The organism is Pseudomonas sp. S150 (assembly GCF_004526365.1).
GTDB lineage: Bacteria > Pseudomonadota > Gammaproteobacteria > Pseudomonadales > Pseudomonadaceae > Aquipseudomonas > Aquipseudomonas putida_A.
In genome coordinates, this window is the sequence record NZ_CP038207.1 from 1,774,375 (window position 1) to 1,801,120 (window position 26,746).

General features: G+C 61.1%; 26 protein-coding genes. 14 read left to right on the forward strand and 12 right to left on the reverse strand.

Annotated features, from left to right (window positions below; translation table 11 throughout):
• The first annotated feature begins 48 nt into the window (after positions 1–48).
• Both E3Z29_RS08065 and E3Z29_RS08070 read left to right on the forward strand, forming a co-directional pair.
• Positions 49–954, forward strand: a complete 906-nt coding sequence (locus E3Z29_RS08065) for an alpha/beta hydrolase (protein ID WP_134785526.1) — start codon at positions 49–51, stop codon at positions 952–954.
• Positions 951–1,280, forward strand: a complete 330-nt coding sequence (locus E3Z29_RS08070; protein ID WP_128615722.1) for a hypothetical protein — start codon at positions 951–953, stop codon at positions 1,278–1,280. The genes E3Z29_RS08065 and E3Z29_RS08070 overlap by 4 nt, the downstream gene beginning before the upstream one ends.
• Positions 1,281–1,543: 263 nt before the next feature.
• Here the strand turns inward: E3Z29_RS08070 and E3Z29_RS08075 are convergent, their stop codons facing one another.
• The 3 genes from E3Z29_RS08075 to E3Z29_RS08085 form a co-directional block, all read right to left on the reverse strand.
• A complete protein-coding gene (locus tag E3Z29_RS08075) occupies positions 1,544–2,332 on the reverse strand; it encodes an OmpA family protein (protein WP_134785527.1) in 789 nt (262 codons plus the stop codon).
• Between the two features lie 56 nt (positions 2,333–2,388).
• The gene (locus tag E3Z29_RS08080) at positions 2,389–2,793 is read right to left on the reverse strand and encodes a DUF4398 domain-containing protein (protein WP_007964219.1); all 405 of its coding nucleotides are present in this window, start codon (positions 2,791–2,793) and stop codon (positions 2,389–2,391) included.
• 366 nt (positions 2,794–3,159) lie between these two features.
• The gene (locus tag E3Z29_RS08085) at positions 3,160–3,504 is read right to left on the reverse strand and encodes a hypothetical protein (protein ID WP_003222064.1); all 345 of its coding nucleotides are present in this window, start codon (positions 3,502–3,504) and stop codon (positions 3,160–3,162) included.
• Positions 3,505–3,717: 213 nt separating this feature from the next.
• Here E3Z29_RS08085 and ppc point away from each other — a divergent pair, with 213 nt between their 5' ends.
• The 7 genes from ppc (at position 3,718) to E3Z29_RS08120 (ending at position 11,073) form a co-directional block, all read left to right on the forward strand.
• Positions 3,718–6,348, forward strand: coding sequence for a phosphoenolpyruvate carboxylase (gene ppc / locus E3Z29_RS08090; RefSeq protein ID WP_134785528.1), 2,631 nt, complete (start codon positions 3,718–3,720; stop codon positions 6,346–6,348).
• 290 nt (positions 6,349–6,638) lie between these two features.
• On the forward strand, positions 6,639–7,286 hold the full coding sequence (gene adk, locus E3Z29_RS08095; protein ID WP_003222067.1) for an adenylate kinase: 648 nt from the start codon (positions 6,639–6,641) through the stop codon (positions 7,284–7,286).
• A gap of 93 nt (positions 7,287–7,379) precedes the next feature.
• On the forward strand, positions 7,380–8,054 hold the full coding sequence (tsaB, locus tag E3Z29_RS08100; RefSeq protein WP_134785529.1) for a tRNA (adenosine(37)-N6)-threonylcarbamoyltransferase complex dimerization subunit type 1 TsaB: 675 nt from the start codon (positions 7,380–7,382) through the stop codon (positions 8,052–8,054).
• Between the two features lie 285 nt (positions 8,055–8,339).
• A complete protein-coding gene (locus E3Z29_RS08105; RefSeq protein ID WP_003222071.1) occupies positions 8,340–8,648 on the forward strand; it encodes a hypothetical protein in 309 nt (102 codons plus the stop codon).
• Entirely contained in the window at positions 8,648–9,508 is an 861-nt protein-coding gene (locus E3Z29_RS08110) for a DUF72 domain-containing protein (RefSeq protein WP_103368432.1), read from the forward strand. Before E3Z29_RS08105 ends, E3Z29_RS08110 begins: the two co-directional genes overlap by 1 nt.
• A gap of 33 nt (positions 9,509–9,541) precedes the next feature.
• A complete protein-coding gene (locus tag E3Z29_RS08115; RefSeq protein ID WP_134785530.1) occupies positions 9,542–10,378 on the forward strand; it encodes an oxaloacetate decarboxylase in 837 nt (278 codons plus the stop codon).
• Positions 10,379–10,380: 2 nt separating this feature from the next.
• Entirely contained in the window at positions 10,381–11,073 is a 693-nt protein-coding gene (locus E3Z29_RS08120; RefSeq protein WP_098967431.1) for an extensin family protein, read from the forward strand.
• Between the two features lie 4 nt (positions 11,074–11,077).
• On the opposite strand, the gene E3Z29_RS08125 is transcribed toward E3Z29_RS08120, so the two are convergent.
• Positions 11,078–11,698, reverse strand: coding sequence for an energy transducer TonB (locus tag E3Z29_RS08125; protein WP_134787555.1), 621 nt, complete (start codon positions 11,696–11,698; stop codon positions 11,078–11,080).
• A 93-nt stretch (positions 11,699–11,791) separates the two neighbouring features.
• On the opposite strand from E3Z29_RS08125, the gene E3Z29_RS08130 reads away from it, so the two are divergent.
• Positions 11,792–12,574 (forward strand): class I SAM-dependent methyltransferase, encoded by a 783-nt coding sequence (locus tag E3Z29_RS08130; RefSeq protein WP_103368429.1) that lies wholly within the window; start codon positions 11,792–11,794, stop codon positions 12,572–12,574.
• 106 nt (positions 12,575–12,680) lie between these two features.
• Here the strand turns inward: E3Z29_RS08130 and E3Z29_RS08135 are convergent, their stop codons facing one another.
• Entirely contained in the window at positions 12,681–13,316 is a 636-nt protein-coding gene (locus tag E3Z29_RS08135) for a TetR/AcrR family transcriptional regulator (RefSeq protein ID WP_134785531.1), read from the reverse strand.
• 94 nt (positions 13,317–13,410) lie between these two features.
• On the opposite strand from E3Z29_RS08135, the gene E3Z29_RS08140 reads away from it, so the two are divergent.
• The 3 genes from E3Z29_RS08140 to E3Z29_RS08150 all read left to right on the forward strand — a co-directional run bounded on the left by E3Z29_RS08140 (position 13,411) and on the right by E3Z29_RS08150 (position 19,118).
• Complete coding sequence (locus tag E3Z29_RS08140; RefSeq protein ID WP_134785532.1) at positions 13,411–14,511, forward strand: efflux RND transporter periplasmic adaptor subunit; 1,101 nt, start codon at positions 13,411–13,413, stop codon at positions 14,509–14,511.
• 6 nt (positions 14,512–14,517) lie between these two features.
• Positions 14,518–17,586, forward strand: a complete 3,069-nt coding sequence (locus E3Z29_RS08145) for an efflux RND transporter permease subunit (RefSeq protein ID WP_096795818.1) — start codon at positions 14,518–14,520, stop codon at positions 17,584–17,586.
• Positions 17,587–18,722: 1,136 nt separating this feature from the next.
• A complete protein-coding gene (locus E3Z29_RS08150) occupies positions 18,723–19,118 on the forward strand; it encodes a DUF6124 family protein (RefSeq protein ID WP_134785533.1) in 396 nt (131 codons plus the stop codon).
• Between the two features lie 63 nt (positions 19,119–19,181).
• Here the strand turns inward: E3Z29_RS08150 and E3Z29_RS08155 are convergent, their stop codons facing one another.
• From E3Z29_RS08155 to plsB, 4 genes are all read right to left on the reverse strand, one after another.
• A complete protein-coding gene (locus E3Z29_RS08155) occupies positions 19,182–19,871 on the reverse strand; it encodes a DUF4197 domain-containing protein (RefSeq protein ID WP_086792179.1) in 690 nt (229 codons plus the stop codon).
• A 21-nt stretch (positions 19,872–19,892) separates the two neighbouring features.
• A complete protein-coding gene (locus E3Z29_RS08160) occupies positions 19,893–20,291 on the reverse strand; it encodes a YbaY family lipoprotein (protein ID WP_098967439.1) in 399 nt (132 codons plus the stop codon).
• A 50-nt stretch (positions 20,292–20,341) separates the two neighbouring features.
• Positions 20,342–21,028, reverse strand: coding sequence for a hypothetical protein (locus E3Z29_RS08165; protein ID WP_134785534.1), 687 nt, complete (start codon positions 21,026–21,028; stop codon positions 20,342–20,344).
• Positions 21,029–21,125: 97 nt separating this feature from the next.
• On the reverse strand, positions 21,126–23,624 hold the full coding sequence (gene plsB, locus E3Z29_RS08170; protein ID WP_134785535.1) for a glycerol-3-phosphate 1-O-acyltransferase PlsB: 2,499 nt from the start codon (positions 23,622–23,624) through the stop codon (positions 21,126–21,128).
• A 237-nt stretch (positions 23,625–23,861) separates the two neighbouring features.
• Between plsB and E3Z29_RS08175 the strand changes: the two genes are divergently transcribed.
• Positions 23,862–24,071: a cold-shock protein gene (locus tag E3Z29_RS08175; RefSeq protein ID WP_003222087.1), complete on the forward strand. Its 210-nt coding sequence runs from the start codon at positions 23,862–23,864 to the stop codon at positions 24,069–24,071.
• Positions 24,072–24,211: 140 nt separating this feature from the next.
• Here E3Z29_RS08175 and E3Z29_RS08180 read toward each other — a convergent pair whose 3' ends face one another.
• The 3 genes from E3Z29_RS08180 to dapE form a co-directional block, all read right to left on the reverse strand.
• A complete protein-coding gene (locus E3Z29_RS08180; RefSeq protein WP_134785536.1) occupies positions 24,212–24,589 on the reverse strand; it encodes a hypothetical protein in 378 nt (125 codons plus the stop codon).
• 75 nt (positions 24,590–24,664) lie between these two features.
• Positions 24,665–25,474: a putative RNA methyltransferase gene (locus tag E3Z29_RS08185; protein ID WP_134785537.1), complete on the reverse strand. Its 810-nt coding sequence runs from the start codon at positions 25,472–25,474 to the stop codon at positions 24,665–24,667.
• Positions 25,474–26,625 carry a succinyl-diaminopimelate desuccinylase gene (gene dapE, locus E3Z29_RS08190; protein WP_095138342.1) on the reverse strand — a complete coding sequence of 384 codons (1,152 nt, stop codon included), beginning with the start codon at positions 26,623–26,625 and terminating at the stop codon, positions 25,474–25,476. Before dapE ends, E3Z29_RS08185 begins: the two co-directional genes overlap by 1 nt.
• Positions 26,626–26,746 lie beyond the last annotated feature (121 nt).

The window sequence follows — 26,746 nt, forward strand, 5'->3', positions numbered from 1 at the left end:
TACAGTTTTTGACTGTATTCCAATTCGAATTCTGCGAGGTTTCACCGGATGAGAATCCTCGGCATCCTTTGCCTGCTCCTGACCCTCAGTGGTTGCAGTTCGTTGTTGTTCTACCCCGAACCGGGCCAGATCTTCACCCCGGAAAAAGCCAAGCTCGAATACCGCACCGTCACATTGGTCACGACGGATGGCTTGAAGCTGAACGCCTGGTGGCTACCGGCCAAATCTGGCGTCGAAGTCAAAGGCACAGTCCTGCACCTGCACGGCAACGGCGGCAACCTGCCGATGCACCTCGGCGGCAGTTGGTGGTTGCCGAAAAACGGCTATCAGGTGCTGCTGGTGGACTATCGCGGGTATGGCTTGTCCGAGGGCAAGCCGAGCCTGCCGGCGATCTATCAGGACATCGACGCCGCGTTCGCCTGGCTCGACAAGGCGCCAGAAGTCAAAGGCAAACCGCTGATCCTCCTCGGCCAGAGCCTCGGCGGCTCGATGGCCGTGCATTGGCTGGTGCAGCACCCGGAGCGGCAGAAGCAACTCAAGGCCTTCGTGCTCGACGGTGTGCCCGCCAGTTACCGCAGCGTCGGCCAGTACGCCCTCAGCACCTCATGGCTGACCTGGCCGTTGCAGGTGCCGCTGTCGTGGCTGGTGCCGGACGGCGACAGCGCGATCAACTCGATGCCGCAGCTCACGGGCGTGCCGAAACTGATCTTTCACAGCATCGATGACCCGCTGGTGCCAATGGCCAACGCCATCCGCCTGTATCAGGCTGCGCCGCCACCGCGCGTGCTGCAACTGACCCGCGGCGGCCACGTGCAGACCTTCGGCGACCCTGTCTGGCGCCAGGTGATGCTGCGCTATCTGGAAGATCCCGAACATTTCAACGGCCTGCGCCGCCTCGGCGAGATCCCGAACTACCCGCAAGCCCCGAATTCTGAAGATGAGAGTCCGCAATGACTGAAGAACGTAACGCCATCCCGCTGATCATCACCGGTATCTGCAGCATCCTCGGCACCGTCGGGGCGCTGTGGTACTACGGTTACCTGCACTTCGCCAAACCCGAGGATGCGCTGCTGCTCAACGAATTCACCATGCTCAAGACCGTGCCGGGCGAAGACTACAAAGTCTCGCTCGACCCGGCGCCGCAAGTGGCGCAGTGCATCGATGGCGTGCTGGTGCTGTTCGACACCGAGCAGAAAGGCCTGACCGGGGTGCTGATCAATGCGCAGAAAAAAGCCGTGCGCTGCATGGGTGAAGAGACTCCGCAGAAGCTGGAGGAGTGATTCTGCAGGTTCAGCCCTCACCCTAACCCTCTCCCAGTGGGAGAGGGGATTGACCGAGGGGGCCTTCGAGTTACGCCGACCTGAAAGATTGTGTCGATTATTGATTCGGCCAAGCACTTTCAGGTCGATGTATTTCTTGAGAATCCCCCATTTGGCTCCCTCTCCCTCGGGAGAGGGCTGGGGTGAGGGGCCGCAATTTCAGCTCCCACCAAAAAAGCCCCGCCTGATCACTCAGACGGGGCTTTTGCGTTAGCGCGTGTTGCTTAGTTCGAGCTGACCGCCGAACGTGGCATCACTGGCTGGTTGTCGTTGGAAATGGTCACTTCCACACGACGGTTCATCGCACGACCCGAGACGCTGCTGTTATCAGCAACCGGGTATTCCTTGCCATAACCCTGAACCACGATGCGCGAAGGATCTACGCCCATCTTGATCAGAGCGACTTGTACCGAGGTCGCGCGACGCTCGGACAGCGACTGGTTGTACGAAGCCGCGCCGGTGCTGTCGGTGTAACCCTCGACGATCACTTTGCGATCAGGGTTTTCCTGAAGGAATTGCGCCAGTTTGTTGATGTTCACCAGACCGCTGGATTTCAGGTCAGCCTTGTTGGTGGCGAACAGCACGTCACCGAAAGTCACCAAGGTACCGCGATCGGTCTGCTTGGCGTTCAGGCTCTGCTGCAGTTGTTTGATCTGCTGATCACGAGCGTCCAGACGCGCCTGAGCACGTTGCGCGGCAGCGTTTTTCAGGTTGTTTTCAGCGGTGCGCAGGGCGATGGTCTGCTTGGCCACTTCCACGCGCTGGTTGGTCAGGTAGGCCAGTTGGTCAACCTTGGCTGCGTCTTGCTTGTCCAGATAAGCCTTGTCGGCCTTGTCCAGGTAATCGCTGGCGTCCTTGGTTTCCAGGGCAGCGACTTTGCTTGCCTGTGGGTTGGCCTGCAGGCCGGCGTAGTTGGTGCGCGCCTGTTCCAGGTTCGGGTTAGGCGGAGTGGAGCAGGCAGCCAGGGCAACGCTTGCGGCCAGAAGAGGGGGGATCATCAGTTGCTTACGCATAATTTGTCGTCCTTTCTATCGATAAAAGTTTCAGCTTTGCGATTCGGGATGCGCGCTTACTGCACGGTGCGCTGACTTTCCTGACGCAGTTCCTGAACACCTTTCTGGGAATCCTTCACAGCCTGTTCGGCCTTGGCAGCCTGAGCCTTGCGTTCTGCTACGCGAGCGTCCCATTCAGCTTGTTCGGCGAGGGTGCGAGCCTGTTCATACTTCTTGTCGTGCATGGCAATTTCGGCTTGCTTGAGCTTGTCCTGAGCCTGCTTCATTTCCACTGCAGCGAACTCGGTACCACCGGCGCTGACGGCGCTGTTGACGGCCGATTGAGTCACGGCGTACTGCTCGGTCGGCGGGTTACCGGCGCAACCGGCCAGAACGAAGCTGGTACCGATAGCCAGAGCAGCCAGTTTCAGACCGCGCAGGTGGGAGAACGAGGTTTGGGTCTTCATGGTCTTCAACTCCATTGTTTAACTCCTGATAAAACCGAAAATCCATCCTGGTCGAGGAGCCGCAAGCGTCGTGTAAAAGCGCGTTTTTGAAACGCTCGTTCCAGGCGTGGTTACAGCTTCCGACCGGAGGCGTTTTTCAAAAGTTCAGAAAAGATGGCCTATCGCCAAATTTTTTTTTGACCAAACGGACAAGGCTCTAAACCGGGAACTTTGGAGGCGGGGAGAGGTACGCGCGGGGGAAAGTCAGAAAACTTTTCAAAAGGAAACACGACCCTGTAGGAGTGAGCCTGCTCGCGATAGCAGTGTGTCAGTCAGCATCAAAAGCCACAGATACACCGCTATCGCGAGCAGGCTCACTCCTACAGTTTGATCTTTGTTGTGTCAGTGTTTTTGCTTGCCGGCAGCGGCGGATAAATCCTGCAGATGCCGGCGAGAAAGCGCCAGAAACCGCGGTGTCGGCCCGACATCTTCATACAGCGGATCACCTTCCTCATCAGTCGCCACCACCGTCGAGCCTTTCACATACGGCAGGCTCGCCTCGAACTCTTCGAGCGCGGCGCCGATCAGTTCGCCGAGCAGTTCTTCCGGGTGGCGTTTGGGGTACATCTCGGCGATCGCCGCCAGCCGCGCAGCGGCCTCGACGTCCAGATGAATCGTGTAGCCGGTGTCGGTCAGGCGACCCTTGGCGTTTTCTTCCCAATGCTGGGCGAGTTCACGAATTTTCATGATGACCTCATTTCGCGCCTGCTCGTGGCAGGCCTGGGTGAGTGTCCGGCGGGGCCGGCGGCAAGCCGTTGTACGGCTTACTGTTGAGACTAGCTTCAAGCCACAAGGTTTAAAGTCCCTTCGTCGTCTGCTTGTAAGAAGCGCCGTAGAGCGGCACTCTCTGGGCAAAGCATTCGTTTCTGCGCCGTCCCGATTAACGCTGGAGAACTGCTGATGACCGATATTGATGCACGCTTGCGCGAGGACGTTCACCTGCTCGGTGAGCTGTTGGGCAATACCATCCGTGACCAGTACGGCGAGGAATTTCTCGACAAGATCGAGCAGATCCGCAAGGGCGCCAAGGCCGACCGCCGTGGCTCGATGGACGCCGAACTCAGCGCCAGCCTCAATCAGTTGAGCGAAGACGAACTGCTGCCGGTGGCGCGGGCGTTCAACCAGTTTCTCAACCTGGCGAACATCGCCGAGCAGTATCAGCTGATTCATCGCCGCGAAGAGTCGCAGCCCGCGCCGTTCGAGTCCCGCGTGCTGCCGGAACTGCTCGCCCGCCTGCGCAATGAAGGTCACAGCGCCGAATCGCTGGCGCGACAACTGGCGCGCCTGGAAATCGAACTGGTGCTGACCGCCCACCCGACCGAGGTGGCGCGGCGCACGTTGATTCAGAAGTACGACGCGATCGCTGCGCAGCTGGCCGCGCAGGATCATCGCGATCTGACCAGCGCCGAACGCGAACAGATCCAGAACACCCTGCAACGGCTGATTGCCGAAGCCTGGCACACCGAAGAAATCCGCCGCACCCGGCCGACCCCGGTCGACGAAGCGAAATGGGGTTTTGCGGTGATCGAGCATTCGCTGTGGCAGGCGATCCCCAACCATATGCGCAAGGCCGACAAGGCGCTGTATGAAGCGACGGGCCTGCGCTTGCCACTGGAGGCGGCGCCGATTCGCTTTGCCTCGTGGATGGGTGGCGATCGCGACGGCAACCCGAATGTCACGGCCGCAGTGACCCGCGAAGTGCTGTTGCTGGCGCGCTGGATGGCTGCCGACCTGTACCTGCGCGATGTCGATCACCTGGCCGCCGAGCTGTCGATGCAGCAGGCCAGCGACGCGCTCAAGGCCAAGGCCGGCGACAGCGCCGAACCTTATCGGGCGGTGCTCAAGCAATTGCGCGAACGCCTGCGCGCCACGCGCAACTGGGCCCATGCGTCGCTGACTGCGCCCACGCCGGCACCGGCCGATGTGTTGCACAACAATCGCGACCTGCTTGATCCGCTGGAACTGTGTTTCAACTCGCTGCACGAATGTGGCATGGGCGTGATCGCCGACGGGCCGTTGCTCGATTGTCTGCGCCGGGCGGTAACCTTCGGCCTGTTCCTGGTGCGCCTCGATGTGCGTCAGGACTCGACGCGGCATAGCTCGGCGATGACCGAAATCACCGACTACCTCGGCCTCGGTCGCTACGAAGACTGGGATGAAGAACAGCGCATCAGCTTCCTCACCCGCGAATTGAGCAATCGTCGCCCACTGCTGCCGGCGCATTTCAAACCGTCCGCCGACACCGCTGAAGTACTCGCCACCTGCAAGGAAATCGCTGCCGCACCGGGCGCCTCGCTGGGTTCCTACGTGATCTCGATGGCGGGCGCCGCCTCCGACGTGCTGGCAGTGCAACTGCTGCTGAAAGAGTCCGGCGTGCTGCGGCCGATGCGTGTGGTGCCGCTGTTCGAAACCCTCGCCGACCTCGACAACGCCGGGCCGGTGATGGAGCGTCTGTTGCTGCTGCCGGGCTACCGCGCGAGGCTGCAAGGCCCGCAGGAAGTGATGATCGGTTATTCCGACTCGGCCAAGGACGCCGGTACCACCGCGGCGGCGTGGGCGCAATATCGCGCGCAGGAGCGGCTGGTGGAGATCTGCCGCGAGCAGCAAGTCGAACTGCTGTTGTTCCACGGTCGCGGTGGCACCGTGGGCCGTGGCGGCGGTCCGGCGCACGCGGCGATTCTGTCGCAGCCGCCGGGCTCGGTGGCGGGGCGCTTCCGCACCACCGAGCAGGGCGAAATGATTCGATTCAAATTCGGCCTGCCGGACATCGCCGAGCAGAACCTCAATCTGTATCTGGCTGCCGTGCTGGAAGCGACGTTGTTGCCACCACCGCCACCGACGCCCGAATGGCGACACCTGATGGATGAACTGGCCGCCGATGGCGTCGCCGCGTACCGCGCCGTGGTGCGTGAAAATCCGCAGTTCGTCGAGTATTTCCGCCAATCGACGCCGGAGCAGGAACTGGGGCGCTTGCCCCTTGGCAGCCGTCCGGCCAAGCGCCGTGCCGGTGGGATCGAGAGTCTGCGGGCGATTCCGTGGATCTTCGGCTGGACGCAAACGCGGCTGATGCTGCCGGCGTGGCTCGGCTGGGAAACTGCGCTGAGCAAGGCGCTGGCGCGTGGCGAGGGCGAACTGCTCGGGCAGATGCGCGAACAGTGGCCGTTCTTCCGCACCCGTATCGACATGCTGGAAATGGTCCTGGCCAAGGCCGACGCCGACATCGCGCTTTCGTACGACCAGCGTCTGGTCGAGCCGGACTTGCTGCCGTTGGGCGCGCAGTTACGCGACCTATTGTCGCAGGCGTGTGCGGTGGTGCTCGGCTTGACCGGGCAGTCGCAACTGCTGGCACATAGCCCAGACACCCTGGAATTCATCCGTCTGCGCAACACTTATCTTGATCCGCTACATCTATTGCAGGCCGAGCTGTTGGCCCGTTCACGGCAGCAGAATGTCGAGCAGGGCAGCCCGGTGGAGCAGGCGCTGCTGGTGTCTGTGGCGGGGATTGCCGCCGGGTTGCGCAATACCGGCTAAGGTTTTTGCGGTGGCATCAGGCACCCGGTGCACAGGCCGGGTGCCGCTCTGTACACAGGGAGAAAGTGCGGTCAGGCGACAGTTAGTGATGGGGTTGCGACTTGGGTTACCGCGTCGCAAGGTCGCGGCGGGCGCCGGTTTCTCCGACTTTTGGCGTCTTGTGTGGGCGCAGCCTGCTGTGTATCTTGATCAGCCTTTGGCCGTTTGTGCGGCCACGACCCGTTTTTTTGAGATTGGCCCAAAGAGGCGAATCCCGTTGTTTTCTATATAAAAAATTGAGGAGCACATCGATGCGCGTCATTCTGCTGGGAGCTCCCGGGGCCGGTAAAGGTACTCAGGCTAAGTTCATCACCGAGAAATTCGGCATTCCGCAAATCTCCACCGGCGACATGCTGCGTGCAGCGGTCAAGGCTGGCACTCCGCTGGGCGTTCAAGCCAAGAGCATCATGGATGCCGGCGGCCTGGTGTCGGATGACCTGATCATCGCGCTGGTGCAGGATCGCATCGCTCAACCAGACTGCGCCAACGGCTTTCTGTTCGACGGTTTCCCGCGCACCATTCCACAGGCCGAAGCGCTGGTAACTGCCGGTGTCGAGCTGGACGCCGTGGTTGAAATCGCTGTTGAAGACGAAGAAATCGTTCAGCGTATCGCCGGTCGTCGCGTTCACGAGGCCAGTGGCCGCGTCTACCACATCGTCTACAACCCGCCGAAAGTGGCTGGCAAAGACGACGTTACCGGCGACGATCTGGTGCAGCGCAAGGACGACACCGAAGAAACCGTACGTCATCGCCTGTCGGTCTACCATTCGCAGACCAAGCCGCTGGTGGACTTCTACCAGAAGCTTTCCGCTGCCAACGGCAAGCCGAAGTACAGCCACATTCCGGGCGTAGGTTCGGTTGAAGCGATCACCGCCAAGGTGCTCGAAGCGCTGAGCTGAAAAAGCTGATCGGCTGCATCATCCACGGCCCGCTTGCGGGCCGTAGTTGTTTATACTGACGCACTTTTTCCCCCACCTGTTTTGGATACATCGATGAGCACCTTGCTGGCCCTGGACACCGCGACCGAAGCTTGCTCCGTTGCCTTGCTGCATGACGGCAAGGTCACGAGCCATTACGAGGTGATCCCGCGTCTGCACGCGCAGAAGCTGCTGCCGATGATCCAGCAACTGCTGGCGGACGCTGGCACCACGTTGCAAGCGGTGGACGCGATCGCGTTCGGTCGCGGGCCGGGTGCGTTTACCGGTGTGCGGATTGCCATCGGCGTGGTGCAGGGGCTGGCGTTCGCGCTGGATCGTCCGGTGCTGCCGGTGTCCAACCTCGCCGTCCTGGCGCAACGTGCATATCGCGAACACGGCGTCAGCCAGGTCGCGGCGGCTATCGATGCGCGGATGGATGAAGTGTATTGGGGCTGCTACCGCGAATCGGCGGGCGAGATGCGTCTGGTCGGCGTCGAGGCGGTACTGCCGCCGGAAGTCGCGGCGCTGCCGGCCGATGCCAGCGGTGAGTGGTTCGGTGCAGGTACCGGTTGGGGCTATGGCGAGCGGATCGCGGTCAACCTCACCGGCTCCGATGCCGGCATGTTGCCTCACGCCGAAGACCTGCTGACCCTGGCGCGGTTTGCCTGGGAACGCGGCGAGTCGATCCCTGCCGATGACGCGCAACCGGTTTACCTGCGCGACAAAGTCGCCACCCCCAAGGCTCGCTGAGGCCTGACTTCTGGCGGGGAAGCTTCTGTGGTGAGGGGATTTATCCCCGATGGGTCGCGAAGCGGCCCCAAAATCGGCGACTGCTTCGCAGCCGATCGGGGATAAATCCCCTCACCACAAAAGCCCTCCACAAACTCCGTGTCTTATTCCAAATTCTGCCAATCGTCAGTTTCCAACCCCGGGCTTTAAACCTTTTGCGCTTTATGTGTTCTAGTTATCACTCGGCAATTTGCTAAGTCGGCCAAGTGCCGCTAAATTGCCATCATCGATACCGAGCATGAATTTATGCGTATAGACGGCCTCTCCTCTCAGTCCTACCCCATCAAGCGCAAGCCTCGCAAAGGCAATGTGGCGCTGGATGAATCCGTCGACGATATCGACGGCGAGCTGGAATTCCCGACTGAAGAGCAACTGGCCGCCCGCGCTGCCAAAGCCTCCGCACAACGCCTGGCCAATCTGCCTGCCCGTCAGCAAGACATGATTTATCACCGCGCCATGAGCAAAAGCGTAGCGATGGCCCTCGCCAGCTACCTGAGCACCGCCGGTTTTGTCGATTGGGATGCGGATGTGCTGGGCCTCGACCTGTACATCTGATGGATCTGCCTTACTACCTCGGTTGTCCGTCCTGGAGTGAAAACGCCTGGCGCGAGTATCTGTACCCCGAAGACGCCAAGACCTCCGACTTCCTCGCTCTCTACTCCCAAGTGTTCAACGCCGTCGAAGGCAACACGACCTTCTACGCCAGTCCGTCGCCGGCCACCGTGCAGCGCTGGGCCGAGACCATGCCCGAACACTTTCGCTTCACCGCCAAGTTTCCCGGCGACATCAGCCACAGCGGTGATCTGCGCGATCAACTGACCGCCGCCGAAACCTTCGTAAACCTCCTCAGCCCGCTCGGCGAACGCGTTTCGCCGCTGTGGCTGCAACTGTCGAAAAGCTTCACCCCGCATCGACTGCCGGAGCTGACCGCGTTCATCGACGCGCTGGACCGGCCACTGGCGGTGGAAGTGCGTCACGAACAGTTCTTCGCCAAGGGTGAGAGCGAACGCCTGCTCAATCGCTTGCTGCTCGACCGTGGCGTAGAACGCATCTGCCTCGATCCACGGGCGCTGTTCAGTTGCCTGTCGACCGAGTCTTCGGTGATCCACGCGCAATCGAAAAAGCCCCGGGTGCCGACGCGGCCGGCGGCGTTCACCCAGTTCCCGCAGGTGCGCTTCATCGGCCACCCCGAGCTGGAAGCCAATGATCCGTTCCTGGTGCCGTGGGTGGCGAAAATCGCCGAGTGGATCGAAGAGGGCCGCACGCCGTACATCTTCCTGCACACCGCCGACAACGTCATGGCGGCGAAGCTGGCGCAACGTTTTCACGCACAATTGATGCAACGTTTGCCTGGCCTGCCATCCCTGCCTGAGCTATACAGAGAACCCGCCGCCGAGCAACTCGGCTTGCTCTGAAGGCGGGTTTTTCCCCTGCCCAGGAGCCTGCCGATGGACGCCCACGCCCTTCAAGAACAAACCCGCAAAGCTCAGGCCTTCAAGGCCCTGCATGAAGGTGCGGGGATTTTCGTGATTCCCAACCCTTGGGATGCCGGCTCGGCGAAGATGCTCGCCAGTCTGGGCTATCAGGCACTGGCAACCACCAGTGCCGGTTACGCGTTTTCCCAGGGCAAGGCCGACGGCGCCCTGAGTCTCGATGACACCTTGGCCAACGTCCGGGCGATTGTCGCGGCCACGGATTTGCCGGTAGCGGTGGATCTGGAAAACGGTTTCGCCGATGACCCCGCCGAATGCGCGAAAAGCCTGTTGCGTGCCGCCGAGGCCGGCGCGGTGGGTGGTTCGATCGAGGACGCCACGGGCCGTGCCGATGCGCCGATCTACTGCTTCGAACACGCCGTGGCACGCATCGAAGCCGCCGTCGCTGCGGTGCGCACGCTGCCATTTCCCTTCATCTTGACCGCCCGCGCGGAAAACTACCTGCACGGTAATCCCGATCTCAACGACACCATTCGCCGCCTGCAAGCCTTTGCCGAGGCGGGTGCCGACGTGCTGTATGCGCCGGGTCTGCGCAGCGCCGAAGAGGTGTTGGCGGTGGTGCGCGCGGTGGCGCCAAAACCGGTCAACGTGCTCATGTCCGGCGGTTTGAAACTGACCGTACAGGAGTTGGAAGAAATGGGTGTGCGCAGGATCAGCACCGGCTCGGCGCTGGCCTTGGCAGCGTTCGGCGAGTTCTTCCGCGCGGCTGAAGAGATCCAGCAGCGCGGGACGTTCGGCTTTACGTCGCAGTCGATGCCGTACGCCAAGGCCAATCAGTTTTTCAAAGGCTGAGCATGGGTCGCTGGATCGCGCTGTCGTTACTGCTGATCATCGCGGGTGCCGTGCTCAGCGTCTGGCGCGGCTGGCTCGATGTGCCGGCCGAGTGGAACCCGTGGGCGCCGCTGGACGTGAAGGCAGCGCCGAACGGGTTGACCGGTTTCAAGCTGATGCGCCTGCGCGGCAATCCCGAATTATGCGCACAAGTCCTGAGCAACTCGGGTCTGCGCGTCACCGCGCAAGCCGACAGTCCCGATGCCAAGTGCCCGCTGATCGGCACCGTGCGCGTGCAGGGCGGCGAGGTGGCGCTGAGCAGCAGCTTCCTCGCCAGTTGCCCGCTGGCGGTGGCTTACGCGATGTTTGAACGGCATACCCTGCAACCCGCCGCGCAATCTGTTTACGGGCAGAGGGTGGCGCGCCTTGATCACCTCGGCAGCTTTGCCTGTCGCAATGTCTATAACCGCGAGAGCGGGGCGCTCAGCCGGCATGCCAGTGCCGATGCGCTGGACATCAGCGGTTTTCGGCTGGCGGACGGGCGCAGCATCAGCGTGCTCAAGGACTGGCCGAAGCAGAATCAGGATGCGCAGTTTCTGCGGCAGGTGCGCGATGGCGCCTGTGAGGCGTTCAGTGTGGTGTTGAGTCCGGATTACAACGCCGCCCACCGCAATCACTTTCATGTCGATGTCGGGCGCTGGAGCGTGTGTCGCTGAGGGATCAGGCGGCGAGGCGCAGGTTCTGCAGGACGATCGGGCGCGCCCAACCGTTATCGAAGTCCAAAGCCTTCTGCTGCTCGACGATGTCTTCCGGCGGGAACGGCGGATAAGGTTTTTGCAGCAGGTCGAGGTCGAATTCGGCAATCGGCAGGTACAGCGGCTTCTTCTGTGGCGCCGGGCCAGGCTCGGGAAGCGGCTGACCATTGTTGATCACGATTGGACGGACCCAACTGCTGTCGAAGTCCTGCTGCTCTTGCTGAGCCTTGAGTTCTTCTGGCGGGAACGGTGGGAACGGCTTGTCCAGCAGATCGGTTTCGAACTCGGCGATCGGCAGGAACAGCGGCTCCGGCGGACGCACTTCGGTCTCGACCACATCGCACTGACGCTGCTCGACGATGTGCGCGTGCAGCTCGCTGCCCAGGGTCGGTTCTTCCGGGCTGTTCAGGTCAACCGGTGGAAAGGTGCCACAGGCCGGCACCACATCACTCGTTTGTTCGGCCATCGCCTGGGCAAAGAAATCCTGCCACAGGTGACTGACGCCGCCCAATGCTTGAGTGTTATGACGGCTGAAGTCGCCCTTGGGCGAAATGTAGCCAATCGATGTGGGAAGAATGCCTGACATTTTTTTCGGTTGACGCTCAGCTCTGGCAAAATGCGCGTTGATTGGTTTATCGGCCACTTTTTGCCGATCCTTAACTTTTTTGAGCGTGTTTTCATGATTGAGCAACCCGCGGCCTGCCGCATCCATGTCCAGGCCCTCGGCCCGACGTTTGAAGCGCAAGCCGAGCAGTGGGCCGAGCGTCTGGGCCTGCCGCTGCAGGTGGACGGCGGCGAGTTCGCCTTGCAGGTCGGCGAGCAGGGTTTGCAGCTGCAGCAGCTCGGCCCGGACGCACCAGGGCCGGTGCGGGTGGATTTCGTCGAAGGTGGCGCGGCGCATCGGCGTCTGTACGGCGGCGGCAGCGGGCAGATGATCGCCAAGGCGGTCGGCATTGCTCAAGGCGTGCGCCCACGGGTGCTGGATGCCACGGCGGGGCTGGGCAAGGATGCGTTCGTGCTGGCCAGTCTGGGTTGCGAGATGAGCCTGATCGAGCGTCAGCCGTTGATCGGCGCGTTGCTGGAGGATGGTCTGGCGCGGGCGGCGGAAGATTTCGATGTGGCGCCGATTGTCGCGCGGATGAAGCTGCTCAAGGGCAACTCGATCGAGGTCATGCGCAACTGGGAAGGCGAGCCGCCGCAGGTGATCTACCTCGACCCGATGTTCCCGCACCGCGAGAAAACCGCGCTGGTGAAAAAAGAGATGCGCCTGTTCCGGCCACTGGTCGGGGATGATCCGGATGCGCCGGCATTGCTCGAAGCGGCGCTGGCCCTGGCGACACACCGGGTGGTGGTCAAGCGCCCGCGCAAGGCACCGTGCATCGAGGGGCCGAAGCCGAGCCATGCGCTGGATGGCAAGTCGAGCCGGTATGACATCTACCCGAAGAAAGCGTTAAAACCTTAAGACCGAGTTGCGCCCATTCGCGAGCAAGCTCGCTCCCACATTTGGAATGCATTTCAAATGTGGGAGCGAGCTTGCTCGCGAAGGCGTCCGCAAAAACTCCGCAAAATCAGCGCCGATACGCCCGCATGAACAACCCCACCACTTCCTGCACATGACTCTCTGCCGCCTCTTCGCTCAGCGGCTCACCGCAGCAATACAGCAAACGAAAATTCCCCGCGCCCTTGATCAGGCAGAAGAAATGCTCGGCCGCATTACGCGGCAGGTCGATGCGCAGCGCGCCGGTCTCGTCGATGCGTTTCAGCAGCCGCTCCATGCCTTGCACCATGCGCTCGGGGCCGGCGTCGAAGAAAATCTGTGACAGCTTCGGATCCTGCGTGCCCAGCGCCATCATCAAGCGATGCAGATTCACCGACTCGTCGCTGTTGATCAGTTGATGAAAGCCTCGGGCAATGTTCAGCAACACATTTTCCACGGGGATTCCGGCGGGCAATTCGAAGAACAGCGGCGGTAACTGCTCCTCGCATTTGGCCATTACCGCGGAGGAGAACAGCGTCTCCTTGTCGTTGAAGTGGCTGTAAACCGTCAATTTCGACACGCCGGCCTCGGCGGCGACCGCGTCCATGCTGGTGTTGGCGTAGCCGTGACTCAGAAACAGGGTTTTCGCCGCGTCGAGGATCGCCCGGCGCTTGGCCGGATCTTTCGGACGGCCCGGGCCGTTTGGAGCTGCAAGATTGTTCGACATTCTTCGCTTTTAATACTGGACTGGTGAGTTTGCTATTAATACCATACCGGCCAGTATAAATATTCCAAGCACCATTAGCGAAAGGTCCGTCACCATGTTCCGCCATGCGTTGTCGTTTGCCGTGCCAGTCAGCCTGGCTGTTTTATTGTCCGCATGCGGTCAGGAAGAGGCGACGCAAGTCAGCATTCGACCGGCCATGGTGGTGCAGCCAGAGCCTTCAGCGCAGGCGATGGAAAGTTATCCGGGCGAGGTGCGCGCCCGTTACGAACCGGATCTAGCATTCCGCATTGGCGGCAAAGTCAGCCGACGACTGGTCGAAGAAGGTCAGCGAGTGAAGGCCGATCAGCCATTGGCCGAGCTCGATCCGCAGGATGTGCGCCTGCAACTGGAAGCCACCCGCGCACAGGTCGCCGCCGCCGAAGCCAATCTGAATCTGGTACGCGCCGAGCGTGACCGCTACAAAACCTTGATGGAGCGGCAGATGGTCAGTCGTTCGGCCTACGACAACGCGGAAAATCTCTACCGTTCCGGCGAGGCCCGCCTCAAGCAGATCAAGGCCGAATTCAACGTCTCGACCAACCAGGCCAGTTACGCCGTGTTGCGCGCGCCGCAGGACGGCGTGGTGGCCAAGCGTTCGGTGGAAGTCGGGCAAGTGGTTGCCGCCGGGCAAACCGTGTTCACCCTCGCCACCGATGGCGAGCGTGAAGTGTCGATCAGCCTGCCGGAGCAGAGCTTCGGGCGGTTCAAGGTCGGCCAGCCAGTCACCGTTGAACTGTGGACCCAGCAGAACCAGCGCTTCGCCGGGCAGATTCGTGAACTGTCGCCGGCAGCCGACCCGAAATCCCGCACCTTCGCCGCGCGCATCTCGTTCACCAGTGGCAAAGTCCCGGCTGAGCTCGGGCAGAGCGCCCGGGTGTTCGTGCAATCGGCAGAAAGCGTGCCGCTGTCGGTGCCGCTCTCGGCGCTCACCGCGGAAAATGGCGCGACCTACGTCTGGGTCGTCAGCGCCAACAACACCCTGAAAAAGACTCCAGTGCGTATCGGCCCGTTCGGCGAGAAAAGCGTGCCAGTGCTCGAAGGCCTCAACGCCAGCGACTGGGTGGTGGCCGCCGGTGTTCACGTATTGCTCGAAGGTCAGCAGGTGCGGCCTGTGGATCGCTCCAACCGAGTGGTCAATCTGGCGGACAAGGAGTAAGTCCCGATGCGCTTCAACCTTTCTGAATGGGCGCTGCGTAATCGCCAGATCGTCCTGTTCCTGATGCTTTTGCTGGCCATCGTCGGCGCCTTGTCCTACACCAAGCTCGGCCAGAGCGAAGACCCGCCGTTCACCTTCAAGGCCATGGTCATTCAGACCCGCTGGCCGGGGGCGACCGCGCAGGAAGTCTCGCGTCAGGTCACTGAACGCATCGAAAAGAAATTGATGGAAACCGGCGAGTACGAACGCATCGTGTCGTTCTCCCGCCCGGGTGAGTCGCAGGTCACGTTCATTGCCCGCGATTCGATGCATTCCAAGGAAATCCCCGACCTCTGGTACCAGGTGCGCAAGAAGGTCAGTGACATTCGTCAGACCTTGCCGCCGGATATTCAGGGGCCGTTCTTCAACGATGAATTCGGCACCACGTTCGGCAACATCTATGCGCTGACCGGCGACGGTTTCGATTACGCGGTGCTCAAGGATTACGCCGACCGTATCCAGATTCAGCTGCAACGAGTCAAAGATGTCGGCAAGGTCGATCTGCTCGGTTTGCAGGACGAGAAGATTTGGGTCGAGTTGTCCAACGTCAAACTCGCCACCCTTGGCTTGCCACTGGCGGCCGTGCAGCAAGCGCTGCAAGAGCAGAACGCGGTGTCCACCGCCGGCTTCTTTGAAACCGGCAGCGAGCGTGTACAACTGCGGGTTTCGGGGAATTTTCAGACGGTCGAGGAGATCAAGAACTTCCCGATCCGCGTCGGTGACCGGACGTTCCGCATCTCCGATGTCGCCGATGTGCATCGCGGTTTCAACGATCCACCGGCGCCGCGCATGCGCTTCATGGGTGAAGATGCCATTGGCCTCGCAGTAGCGATGAAGGACGGCGGCGACATTCTGGTGCTGGGCAAAGCGCTGGAAGGCGAGTTCTCGCGCCTGCAGAAAAACCTTCCGGCCGGCATGCAATTGCGCAAGGTGTCCGACCAACCGGCGGCGGTGAAAACCGGGGTCGGCGAGTTCGTCCAGGTGCTGGTCGAGGCGCTGGCGATCGTGTTGCTGGTGAGCTTCTTCTCCCTCGGCGTGCGCACCGGGATGGTGGTCGCGTTGACCATTCCGCTGGTGCTGGCGATGACCTTCGCCTGCATGTATTACCTGGGCATCGGCCTGCACAAGATCTCGCTCGGCGCGCTGGTGCTGGCGCTGGGTTTGCTGGTGGACGACGCGATCATCGCCGTGGAAATGATGGCGATCAAAATGGAGCAGGGCTTCGACCGGATCAAGGCTGCGAGCTACGCTTGGACCAGCACTGCGTTCCCGATGCTTACCGGTACGCTGATCACCGCCGCGGGTTTTCTACCGATCGCCACCGCGCAGTCCGGCACTGGCGAATACACCCGTTCGATCTTTCAGGTGGTGACCATCGCGTTGCTCGCCTCATGGGTGGCAGCGGTGATGTTTGTGCCGTATCTGGGGGAAAAACTCCTGCCGGATCTGGCGAAGATTCATGCGGCCAAACATGGCACGACTGACGGGCAAGCCGACCCGTATGGCACGCCGTTTTATCAACGGGTTCGACGTCTGGTGGAGTGGTGCGTGGCGCACCGCAAAACGGTGATTGTGCTGACAGTGGGGCTGTTTATTGCGTCGGTGATGCTGTTCCGTTTCGTCCCGCAGCAGTTCTTCCCGGCCTCCAATCGATTGGAGTTGATGGTCGATCTGAAACTCGCTGAAGGGGCGTCGCTGGCCAACACCACGGCCGAGGTCAAACGCTTGGAAGCGATGCTCAAGGATCACGCCGGCATCGATAACTATGTGGCGTATGTCGGCACCGGTTCGCCGCGCTTCTACCTGCCGCTGGATCAACAACTGCCGGCGGCGAGCTTCGCTCAGTTTGTGGTATTGGCGAAAAACATCGAAGAGCGCGAGACCCTGCGCACCTGGTTGATCGAGACCCTTAACGAGCAATTCCCGACCCTGCGTTCGCGGGTCACGCGTCTGGAAAACGGCCCGCCTGTTGGCTATCCGGTGCAGTTCCGCGTCACCGGTGAACACATCGAGGAAGTCCGTGCGCTGGCGCGCAAAGTGGCGGCCAAGGTGCGCGAGAACCCGCATGTGGTCAACGTGCACCTGGATTGGGAAGAGCCGAGCAAAGTGGTTTACCTGAACATCGATCAGGATCGTGCGCGGGCGCTCGGTGTGAGCACGGCCAATCTGGCGAAATTCCTCCAGAGTTCGCTGACTGGCTCGAGTGTCAGCCAGTACCGCGAGGACAACGAGTTGATCGAGATTCTGCTGCGCGGCACGGTGCATGAGCGCACCGAGTTGACGTTGCTGCCGAGTCTGGCGGTGCCGACCGATAACGGTCGCAGTGTGGCGCTGTCGCAGATTGCCACGCTGGAATACGGGTTTGAGGAAGGGATCATCTGGCACCGTAATCGTCTGCCGACCGTGACTGTGCGTGCCGACATTTATGGCAAGGAGCAGCCGGCGACGCTGGTGAAGCAGATCGAGCCGACGCTGGATCCGATCCGTGCCGAATTGCCTGACGGGTATCTGCTGGATGTTGGCGGCACGGTGGAGGATTCGGAGCGTGGGCAGAAGTCGGTGAATGCCGGGGTGCCGATGTTCATTGTGGTGGTGCTGACGCTGTTGATGGTGCAATTGCGCAGTTTCTCACGCACGGCGATGGTGTTTCTGACGGCGCCGCTGGGGTTGATCGGGGTGGTGTTGTTTCTGATGGTGTTCCGCCAGCCGTTCGGGTTTGTGGCGATGCTGGGGACGATCGCGCTGTCGGGGATGATCATGCGTAACTCGGTGATTCTGGTGGATCAGATCGAGCAGGATATTGCCTCTGGTCTCAAGCCTTGGCAGGCGATTATCGAGGCGACGGTGCGGCGGTTTCGGCCGATTGTGTTGACGGCGTTGGCGGCGGTGCTGGCGATGATTCCTTTGTCGCGCAGTGTGTTTTTCGGGCCGATGGCGGTGGCGATCATGGGGGGGTTGATTGTGGCTACGGCTTTAACGCTTTTGTTTTTGCCTGCTTTGTATGCGGCCTGGTTCCGAGTGCGTCGCGACGCTTGATGGTTTTGGACTTGGCGGCCTTTGGGCCGACCAGGTTCCTGGGGTTTTGGGTGTATATCCGTTGCTTAGGGTGCTGCCGCTGGCGGTTTCGCCCTTACGGCGAGTCACTTTTCCAGACGCCGAAAAGTAACCAAAAGGCTGGGCCCCGGCGTACGGCCCTCGCTTAGGCTCGGGTTCCTTCGTTGCGGGGTTCATCCGGGGGCATCGCCTCCGGTTTGCTTCGCTGCACCTCCTCTCGATGTATGCGGCTTCGCCGCATGGCGCTGCGCGCCTACCCCCGGATAAACCCCTCCACTCAGCCTGCCGAAGGGGCCGGCACGGCAAGATCAAAAGCTGCAGCCGAGCTTGCGCTCATCCTGTTGAGTGGTGAAAAGCATGTGGTCTGTCTGGACTGCTTTGCTTTTCTGTGGGAGCTGGCTTGCCAGCGATGGCGGCCTGACAGCCGACCAATCTCCAACTGACTCACCCAATCCCTCTGTAGGAGTGAGCCTGCTCGCGATGGCGGTCTAGTAGCCGACCAATCTCCAACTGCCCACACCCAATCCAAATGTGGGAGCGGGCTTGCTCGCGAAGGCGGCCTGACAGTCGACCAATCTCCAACTGCCTGCACCCAATCCCTCTGTAGGAGTGAGCCTGCTCGCGATGGCGGTCTAGTAGCCGACCAATCTCCAACTGCCCACACCCAATCCAAATGTGGGAGCGGGCTTGCTCGCGAAGGCGGCCTGACAGCCGACCAATCTCCAACTGCCTGCACCCAATCCCACTGTGGGAGCGAGCTTGCTCGCGAAGAGGCCCGCCCAGCCACCCAACCTCTTTGCTCTGTTTAAAAATGTTCCAGATAACCAGAACCTTCCCACAAGGTTTTCAGGTTGCCCGTCGGAAGCGCGATCTCTAGCCTGAGTGTGTCGCTGCAAAAATCAGCGACCGGGTTTCGCAGCCCGGTTAAACTTCAGACGCACAGCGTCCACCATCCGAAAGCGGGCGCTTTTTTATGCCTGTGTCATGGCGGTTGTGCGCGGGATACCTTCGGGTATGCCGGGTGCCTGAAGTCCCGGTCTGCGAACCTGCGTACAGCTGCCACCTTACATTCGTTTCGCAGCGAACGGTGGCGGCTCCACTACTTCAGGAGTTCCACCATGTTCAAACACACCCCGAATCCCCCCGAATCCGCACCAGAATCCACCCCCGAACGGCCAACCGACCCCGTCTCCCCCTACGCCTTCCTCGACTCGCGCAAGCTCCACGACGCAGCCCTGCGTGCGCTCGATCACTACCTTCTGCCCGAGCCTGAAAAACAGCCCAAACCCGTCACTCAGCCCAGCACAATCTTCACTGTCCTCCCCGAAGTCGATTCCGAAACCTTGCTCGCCCATGCCTGTGAAACGCTGGCCTCGGCCAATGTCATGGCCAGTGAGTTGGCGTTTACCCTGAGCGGTCCGACGTGCAGTCAGCTTCTCGGTATCCAGCAGATGATTTCGCTCGCGGAGCTGTCGGTTAACCGCGTCCTCGATCAAGTCGATCCGCAAGGCTGACACGCAACAAAAAGCCCGCTGACCTTCACAGGTTCAGCGGGCTTTTTCGTGCCGCGGCAAAAATTACAAGGTGCCGAACACTTTCTTCGCCAGACCCGTCGCTGCAGCAGCCGGATTCTTGCGAATGGTTTCTTCCTGTTTGCCGATCATTTCGAACAGGCCATTGAGCGCTTGTTCAGTGACGTAGTTTTCGACGTTGGCGCTCTTCGCATCCACCACCCCCAGGGTCGCGGCCTGGCCGGCGAAGGCGTTGTACTTTTGTGCGACGCCGACTTTGTCGGTGGCTTGTTTGACGATGGGCAGGAACTTGGCGCGGATCTGTTCGCGGCTGGTTTTGTCCAGGTATTGGGTGGCCGAGTCAGTGCCGCCGCTGAGGATGCCCTTGGCGTCGGCCACGGTCATTTTCTTCACGGCGTCGACGAGGATCGGCTGGGCCTGGGTTACGGCGCTTTCTGCGGCCTTGTTCATGGCGGTTTCGAGTTCGTCGACCTGGGCGCCCATGCCGAAGGCTTTCATCTTGCCGGCGACTTTGCCGAGTTTGCCCGGCAGTTCGATTTTCACTTCCGGGTTGTTGCTGAAGCCGCCCGGGGTGCCGAGTTGTTTGACGGCGATTTGCGCGCCTTGGGTCAGGGCGTCCTTGAGGCCGCCGGTGGCGTCTTGTTGCGAGAGGTCGCTGAGCGACAGTGCCAGGGCGCTGGCAGAGATCATCAAGCCCGCGCACAGGCCGGCGAAGCGAAGGGTAGGGCGGAGCATGGCAGCTTCCTTGAAAGACAATTAGCGAATGGCGTCGACGCGGATTTTCAGCGGCTGCGGATCGTTGCCGTCCAGTTGCACGGCGTGGTTCTCGGTGGTGATGAACATCAGCTCGCCGTTGACTTCGATGCGCGCGCTGACCGAGTAGCGGTGGCCGGGTTTGACCTGGGCCGGATCGTAACTCAAGTGGAACGGCAGCGGCACCTGGCCTTTGACCGGGCCTTTCTGTTCGTCGATGACCACCGCCGGTGCGTCGGCCAGCGACACGTCCTGCAGGCTCACGCTCAGGGTCGCGCTTGGTGGCAGGGCGATGCGTTGCAGGTAGAACACTTCGCCGTCGAGGCCGACTTTGCCGGCGGGGGTGGTCGACTGGCAGGCGCTCAACAGGGTAGCTGCGGCGAGAAGGGTGAGTTTTTTCATCGGGACCTCTGAGACGGTTGCGCCGGAAGAATCCCGGCGCCGAAGGAAATCTAGCGGATTTTGGTGCCAGCGTCAGTGAACAAACGTAAGGGTTTTTCCAGCCACTGCATTAATTTCTGAAACGACAGCGCGCTTGTGTTGGGCATCGCGGGAGCCAGTTCGACTTGTTCAGGCGAAATCACAAGACGTTGATGGTAGCGGTTTTCAATACCCGTCAGTGCATAGCGTTTACCGGGTATAACGCTGTCAGGATCATATTTCAGATAAAACCCGGAGACTGACTGTTCGTCCTGTTTGACATGCACCAGCTCAACTTCGGGAGACTCTGCTTCATGCAGACTGATGGTGACCGCTTCTTCTGGCGCAACAATCTCGGCTTCTTGAGCCTCGACATATAGAAACCCGATCGGGCTCAGGTGCAGGGTTTGGCGATGGGGAGTGTTGTTGACAGTGACGAAGTAGTCCTGCTCGATCAGCAACGGTATTTGGTCATGAAGGATCTGCACATTGACTTGGTACCTGACGCCTACATCGCCGTAGTGATGAGGGAAGTCAAATTTCCAGCCGGCGTCGAAGATCGCAGCACGGTGCCAGTCCTTGATGTTAATAGGCGATTGGGAATTGAAAACTTTGACGCTGACAATGGTTTCATTGACACCATCGGCAGGCGCATGGAATTCGGGCGGTAGGCGGAAGTCCAGGATTACTGCGCAAGTTTCTTCGGTTAACAGGCTCATCTCGATATCCGTATCGTGATTGGTGGGTTGCGCCTATTAATCCATGAATCAACTAACGGGGCCATTGAAGTGCGCGCCCGTTAGTTGTCAGCAAGTTTCAGACTTGTGGTGTATCCGCTGTTTCGGCGGCATCTTCACTGCGATGCAAGGCCACTTGACGAATCGACAGGCGAATCTCCGCCGGCAACACGCGTTTGGCCGCGCCTTCGGCCAGTTCTCCGAGCAGTTCGTGGTAGCTCAGCTTACCCGCTTCGTCGCGGCGCAGCACGTCGAGGTCGAGCAGGGTCTGGATGAAGTGGCGGAACAGGCTCTTGTCGAAGAACTCCGGGGCATTCAGACCGTGGAGGATCGACAGGCGCTGGGCCATGACCGTGCACAGATCCTCCAGCTCTTCGGCGCTGATGCTGTTCTGGCCGCTGTTGAGCAGCAGGGACACGGTCATGTAGAAGCGCTGCAAGGTCTGCGCGATGCTTTTCGACAGCAGGGTCAGCAGCACAAAGTGCCGCGAACTTGGCGCCGGACGCATGTACACGTCCTTCTCGAAACGCAGCAGGCCTTGCTCGACGAAGGCTTCCAGCCATTGATCGACCACGGCGTCCAGTTCCTCCAGGCTCCAGCGAATGAACAGCTCCGATTGCAAGTACGGATACAGCGCGCGGGTGTAGCGCAGGATCTGCTCGCGGCTCATGCGCGAGGTGCTCTGGAAGAAGCTCGCCAGCAGCGCCGGCAAGGCGAAGATGTGCAGCACGTTGTTGCGGTAGTAGGTCATCAGGACGGCGTTCTGCTCGTCCAGATAGAGAATCTTGCCCAGCGCATCGTTCTGTTCGGACAGCAGATCCATGTCCTTCACATGCTCGATCAGCGCGCGGCCATCGCCTTCCGGCAGGGTCGTGTGCGGCGAGTAAGGGACTTTGCGCAGCAGCGCCAGATACAGATCCAGCACTCGTGCCATGGCCCGATCGTCCAGCGCCAGACGCGTAGTCGAGAGCAGCGCCAGCGCCACCAGGTTGACCGGGTTGATCGCCGCTGCTTCGTTCAAGTGCTGCGCGACTTTCTCGCCGAGGCGGTTGGTGGTCTCGTTGAGCCATGCCGGTTTGTACTGCGGGCCGAGTTCCTGCTGGCGCCAGTCTGGCTGTTCGCTGTCGAGGAATTCCGCGAGTTTGATCGGCTCGCCGAAGTTCACCGCGACTTGACCGAAGCGCTGCTTGAGCGCGCCGATGACTTTGAAGATGTCGAAGATCGACTCTTTCTTCTTGCTCGCGCCACGCAGTTCGCCGAGGTAGGTCCGGCCTTCCAGCACGCGCTCGTAACCGATGTACACCGGCACGAAGACAATTGGCATGCGCGACGAGCGCAGGAAGCTGCGCATCGTGATCGCGAGCATGCCGGTCTTCGGTTGCAGCATGCGTCCGGTGCGCGAGCGGCCGCCCTCTACGAAGTATTCAACCGGGAAACCTTTGGTGAACAAGGTGTGCAGGTATTCATTGAACACCGAGGTGTACAGCGGATTGCCCTTGAACGTGCGGCGCATGAAGAACGCGCCGCCACGGCGCAGCAGGCTGCCGATCACCGGCATGTTCAGGTTGATTCCGGCGGCGATGTGCGGCGGTGTCAGGCCGTTGCGGAACAGCAGATACGAAAGCAGCAGGTAGTCGATGTGGCTGCGGTGGCACGGCACGTAGATCACTTCGTGACCCTGGGCGACCTTCTGCACGCCTTCGATGTGGTTGACCTTGATGCCGTCGTAGATCTTGTTCCAGAACCAGCTCAGCACCACTTCGAGAAAACGGATCGCGGTGTAGGTGTAGTCCGAGGCGATTTCGTTGCCGTAGCGCAACGCCTGGGCCTTGGCTTTTTCGGGGGAGATGTTTTCGCGCTCGGCTTCGTCGAGGATCGCTTGCTTGACCAGCGGCTGGTTGAGCAGGCCTTTGACCAGATTACGACGGTGCGAGATGTCCGGGCCGATGACGGCGGCTTTCAGATTGCGGAAGTGCACGCGCAGGATGCGCTGGGCCATGCGTACGGTGCGTTCGTGGCCCTTGTTGTGGTCGATCAGTTCGCGCAGGTGGATCGGCGCGGAGAACTGCACGCGGGTCTTGCGCCCGAGGACGATGATGCTCAGCAGCCGACGCAGGCGCCCGGTGACCGCCCAACTGTCGGCGAACAGCAGCTTCCACGGGCTGTTTTCGCTGTCCGGCGACTGGCCCCAGAACACGCTGACCGGAATGATTTGCGCATCTTCGGCGGCGTTCTGGGTCAGGGCGCTGACCAGACGGGTCAGGGTCGGCGGTGCGCCGCGCTTGTCCTGACGGCCGAGCCAGTCCGGGTCCGGCGTCAGATAGAAAAACGCCGCCGGTTCGATCAACGGCCCGACCGACACCGGCAGCACCGGACGCGGCAGGCCGGCCTTGGTGCACTCGGTGTCGACTACTGCCAGATCGGTGAGCGAGGGATTTTGCAGGACGTAGAACACCGGACGACTGCGGTCGAGGTTGAGGGTGAACGACGACTGGTTGATCGTCTCCGAGCGAACCCAGAGGTACAACAGTCGGCGCAAGGTGCCAAACACAAGACGGCGGAACGGGGAACGGGTCATACGGCTTCTGCGTGAGTGGATAAAACCGAGCGTTTGCTCGGGCGGTCGACAGTTTGCCGTATTAGTCGAAAATCGGCAAAAAAGCGGCGAAGTAATCTCCTGTTGAGACTTTTTGCGCCTGTCATATACTCGGCAATCTGTCGCCGGGGCCCTTTATGGACGTCGGGCGCAGGCTGACGTTCCGCAAAGGCTTTCCTGCGAAAAGCCTGTTCAATAATAAAAAAGGAGTATGAACAGATGGCAACACGTGAAACCGGCAATGTGAAGTGGTTCAACGACGCCAAGGGCTACGGCTTCATTCAGCGCGACGACGGGGTGGACGTGTTCGTGCACTACCGCGCGATCCGTGGCGAAGGGCATCGCTCGCTGACTGAAGGTCAGCAGGTTGAATATGCGGTGGTGACGGGGGAGAAGGGCTTGCAGGCTGAGGATGTGGTAGGTCTGTAACACAACCCTCCAAAACATCCCAAAACCACTGTGGGAGCGGGCTTGCTCGCGAATGCGTCGTGTCATTCAGCACATGTGTAGCTGATACACCGCATTCGCGAGCAAGCCCGCTCCCACATTTGGATCTGCGTTGACTGTTGTTACGCGGTTTTCCAGGTGATCTCTTCTTCACCGTCTTCGCTGATGCGAATCCAGCGATCAGCCGTTTCCTCACCCTCTTCCTCGACCCACGTGCCCGGTGCGCAACGCACTTCGACGTTCAGCGCGGCAAAGGCTGCACGGGCGCAGGCGATGTCGTCGTCCCATGGGGTCGCATCGCTTTCCAGGTACAGGCTGTTCCACTTGCCCACGGCTTTCGGCAACCAGGTCACCGGGATGTTGCCGGCCTTGCACTTGTAGGTCTGGCCTTTCTGTACCCAGTCGCTGCACGGGCCCAGAGCCTCACCGAGCCAGGCGGAAATCGCCTTGTGGTCGACGTCGGCGTCTTTCAGGTAAATCTCGATATCCGGTTGGCGCATGGATGTCCTCACTGCGGGTCTGAAAAATCCATTCGCGGATTTAGCCGGCCCCGGGCACTTACCCGAGACCAAAAGTTATTGAAGAACGAAATAATCGTAGCGCATCGACACGGTGGTCACGAACGACTCGGCCTGTTCGATCACGGCGGCGCGGCGTTCGGCACTGGCGCGCCAGCCGTGGGGCGTCATCGCCAACAGGTTGGCGCGATCCTCGGGCTTGTCCAGCGTCAGTTGGAATTCCAGAGTTTCGCTGTGCGCCAGCGCCATGCCTTCCGGCACCAGGGCCAGATGCTTGTCGTCGGTGTATTCGCGCACTTCGTCGTACAGACGTTCGCGCAGTTCCATCAGGTGGCCGCTGGTCGGGCCGACCTTCATCAGGCCGCCGCCGACGCTGAGCAGGCGCTTGGCTTCTGCCCAGTCCAGAGGGCTGAAAACGCTGGCGAGAAACTGGCAACTGCCCGACGCCAATGGCACGCGGGCCATGCTGGCGATCAACCAGGTGATTGCCGGATTACGTTTGCAGGCGCGTTTGACCGCCTCGCGGGAGATATCCAGCGCGTAGCCATCGGCGTTCGGCAGGGCATCGGCGATCTGTGCGGTGTAGTAACCCTCACCGCAACCAATATCGACCCAGCGTGCCGGCGCATAACTTGCCGCCAGTTCGGCCAGACGCTTGGCCACCGGCGCGTAATGCCCGGCATTCAGGAAGTCGCGGCGCGCCTCGACCATCGCCTGATTGTCGCCAGGGTCACGGCTGTTCTTGTGCTGTACCGGCAACAGGTTCAGGTAGCCCTGACGCGCACGGTCGAAGCGGTGGCCGGCGGGGCAGACCACGCCGTTGTCGACGCTGTTCAGCGGTTCACTGCAGATCGGGCACGCGAGCATCAGGCGAGCAACTTGATCAGGGTCTGGTAGTAGATCTCGGTCAGCACGTCGAGATCGGCCGCCAGCACACGCTCGTTGACCTGGTGAATGGTCGCGTTGACCGGGCCCAGCTCAACCACTTGCGTGCCCATGGTCGCGATGAAACGGCCATCGGAGGTACCGCCGCTGGTCGACGCCTTGGTCTCGCGGCCGGTGATGTCCTTGATGCTCGACGACACCGCGTCGAGCAGCGCGCCCGGCTCGGTGAGGAACGGAAGACCGGACAGCGCCCAGTCGATGTGCCAGTCCAGACCGTGCTTGTCGAGGATGTCGGCCACGCGTTTCTGCAGGCCTTCGACGGTGGATTCGGTGGAGAAGCGGAAGTTGAACACCGCCACCAGATCACCCGGGATCACGTTGGTCGCGCCGGTGCCCGAGTTGAGGTTGGAAATCTGGAAACTGGTCGGCGGGAAGAAATCGTTACCGTGGTCCCAGTGCTCGGCGGCCAGTTCGGCCAGCGCCGGAGCGGCGAGGTGGATCGGGTTCTTCGCCAGATGCGGGTAGGCCACGTGACCCTGCACACCGCGCACGGTGAGCTTGGCGCCCAGCGAGCCGCGACGACCGTTTTTCACCACGTCACCGACCAGCGTGGTGCTCGACGGTTCGCCGACGATGCACCAGTCCAGACGCTCCTTGCGCGCCACCAGACGTTCCACCACAGCCTTGGTGCCGTGGTGCGCCGGGCCTTCTTCGTCGCTGGTGATCAGGAACGCGACCTTGCCCTTGTGGTTCGGGTAGTCGGCGACAAAGCGCTCGGCGGCCACGGTCATCGACGCCAGGCTGCCTTTCATGTCCGCCGCGCCGCGACCGCAGAGCATGCCGTGTTCATCGATCACCGCGTTGAACGGGTCGATCTGCCAGGCGGTCACCGGACCGGTCGGCACCACGTCGGTGTGGCCGGCGAAGCACAGCACCGGGCCGTCGTCGTTGCCGTGGGTGGCCCAGAAGTTATCCACGTCCTCGATGCGCATCGGCTCGAGGGTGAAACCGGCATCGCCCAGGCGCTGCATCATCTGCTTCTGGCAATCGGCGTCGACCGGCGTCACGGACGGACGGCGGATCAGGTCGATGGCGAGTTGAAGGGTCGGCGAAAGGTCGGCGTGGGCCGTCATGGAAAACTCCGGAGTCATGAATGTGGGCGCGGACTGACTGTAGGAGTGAGCCTGCTCGCGATTGCAGTGTGTCAGTCAACTTAAACATTGATTGTTACAACGCAATCGCGAGCAGGCTCAC

Excerpts from the sequence above, each read along its gene's own strand:
- E3Z29_RS08175 (WP_003222087.1), top strand. The coding sequence starts at position 23,862 with ATGGCAACACGTGAAACCGGCAATGTGAAGTGGTTCAACGACGCCAAG.
- E3Z29_RS08185 (WP_134785537.1), bottom strand. The coding sequence starts at position 25,474 with ATGCTCGCGTGCCCGATCTGCAGTGAACCGCTGAACAGCGTCGACAAC.
- E3Z29_RS08165 (WP_134785534.1), bottom strand. The coding sequence starts at position 21,028 with ATGAGCCTGTTAACCGAAGAAACTTGCGCAGTAATCCTGGACTTCCGC.
- E3Z29_RS08125 (WP_134787555.1), bottom strand. The coding sequence starts at position 11,698 with ATGTCAGGCATTCTTCCCACATCGATTGGCTACATTTCGCCCAAGGGC.
- E3Z29_RS08130 (WP_103368429.1), top strand. The coding sequence starts at position 11,792 with ATGATTGAGCAACCCGCGGCCTGCCGCATCCATGTCCAGGCCCTCGGC.
- E3Z29_RS08160 (WP_098967439.1), bottom strand. The coding sequence starts at position 20,291 with ATGAAAAAACTCACCCTTCTCGCCGCAGCTACCCTGTTGAGCGCCTGC.
- tsaB (WP_134785529.1), top strand. The coding sequence starts at position 7,380 with ATGAGCACCTTGCTGGCCCTGGACACCGCGACCGAAGCTTGCTCCGTT.
- E3Z29_RS08085 (WP_003222064.1), bottom strand. The coding sequence starts at position 3,504 with ATGAAAATTCGTGAACTCGCCCAGCATTGGGAAGAAAACGCCAAGGGT.
- dapE (WP_095138342.1), bottom strand. The coding sequence starts at position 26,625 with ATGACGGCCCACGCCGACCTTTCGCCGACCCTTCAACTCGCCATCGAC.
- E3Z29_RS08065 (WP_134785526.1), top strand. The coding sequence starts at position 49 with ATGAGAATCCTCGGCATCCTTTGCCTGCTCCTGACCCTCAGTGGTTGC.
- E3Z29_RS08120 (WP_098967431.1), top strand. The coding sequence starts at position 10,381 with ATGGGTCGCTGGATCGCGCTGTCGTTACTGCTGATCATCGCGGGTGCC.
- E3Z29_RS08140 (WP_134785532.1), top strand. The coding sequence starts at position 13,411 with ATGTTCCGCCATGCGTTGTCGTTTGCCGTGCCAGTCAGCCTGGCTGTT.
- E3Z29_RS08135 (WP_134785531.1), bottom strand. The coding sequence starts at position 13,316 with ATGTCGAACAATCTTGCAGCTCCAAACGGCCCGGGCCGTCCGAAAGAT.
- E3Z29_RS08075 (WP_134785527.1), bottom strand. The coding sequence starts at position 2,332 with ATGCGTAAGCAACTGATGATCCCCCCTCTTCTGGCCGCAAGCGTTGCC.
- E3Z29_RS08110 (WP_103368432.1), top strand. The coding sequence starts at position 8,648 with ATGGATCTGCCTTACTACCTCGGTTGTCCGTCCTGGAGTGAAAACGCC.
- E3Z29_RS08115 (WP_134785530.1), top strand. The coding sequence starts at position 9,542 with ATGGACGCCCACGCCCTTCAAGAACAAACCCGCAAAGCTCAGGCCTTC.
- E3Z29_RS08155 (WP_086792179.1), bottom strand. The coding sequence starts at position 19,871 with ATGCTCCGCCCTACCCTTCGCTTCGCCGGCCTGTGCGCGGGCTTGATG.
- adk (WP_003222067.1), top strand. The coding sequence starts at position 6,639 with ATGCGCGTCATTCTGCTGGGAGCTCCCGGGGCCGGTAAAGGTACTCAG.
- ppc (WP_134785528.1), top strand. The coding sequence starts at position 3,718 with ATGACCGATATTGATGCACGCTTGCGCGAGGACGTTCACCTGCTCGGT.
- E3Z29_RS08070 (WP_128615722.1), top strand. The coding sequence starts at position 951 with ATGACTGAAGAACGTAACGCCATCCCGCTGATCATCACCGGTATCTGC.
- E3Z29_RS08180 (WP_134785536.1), bottom strand. The coding sequence starts at position 24,589 with ATGCGCCAACCGGATATCGAGATTTACCTGAAAGACGCCGACGTCGAC.
- E3Z29_RS08145 (WP_096795818.1), top strand. The coding sequence starts at position 14,518 with ATGCGCTTCAACCTTTCTGAATGGGCGCTGCGTAATCGCCAGATCGTC.
- plsB (WP_134785535.1), bottom strand. The coding sequence starts at position 23,624 with ATGACCCGTTCCCCGTTCCGCCGTCTTGTGTTTGGCACCTTGCGCCGA.
- E3Z29_RS08080 (WP_007964219.1), bottom strand. The coding sequence starts at position 2,793 with ATGGAGTTGAAGACCATGAAGACCCAAACCTCGTTCTCCCACCTGCGC.
- E3Z29_RS08150 (WP_134785533.1), top strand. The coding sequence starts at position 18,723 with ATGTTCAAACACACCCCGAATCCCCCCGAATCCGCACCAGAATCCACC.
- E3Z29_RS08105 (WP_003222071.1), top strand. The coding sequence starts at position 8,340 with ATGCGTATAGACGGCCTCTCCTCTCAGTCCTACCCCATCAAGCGCAAG.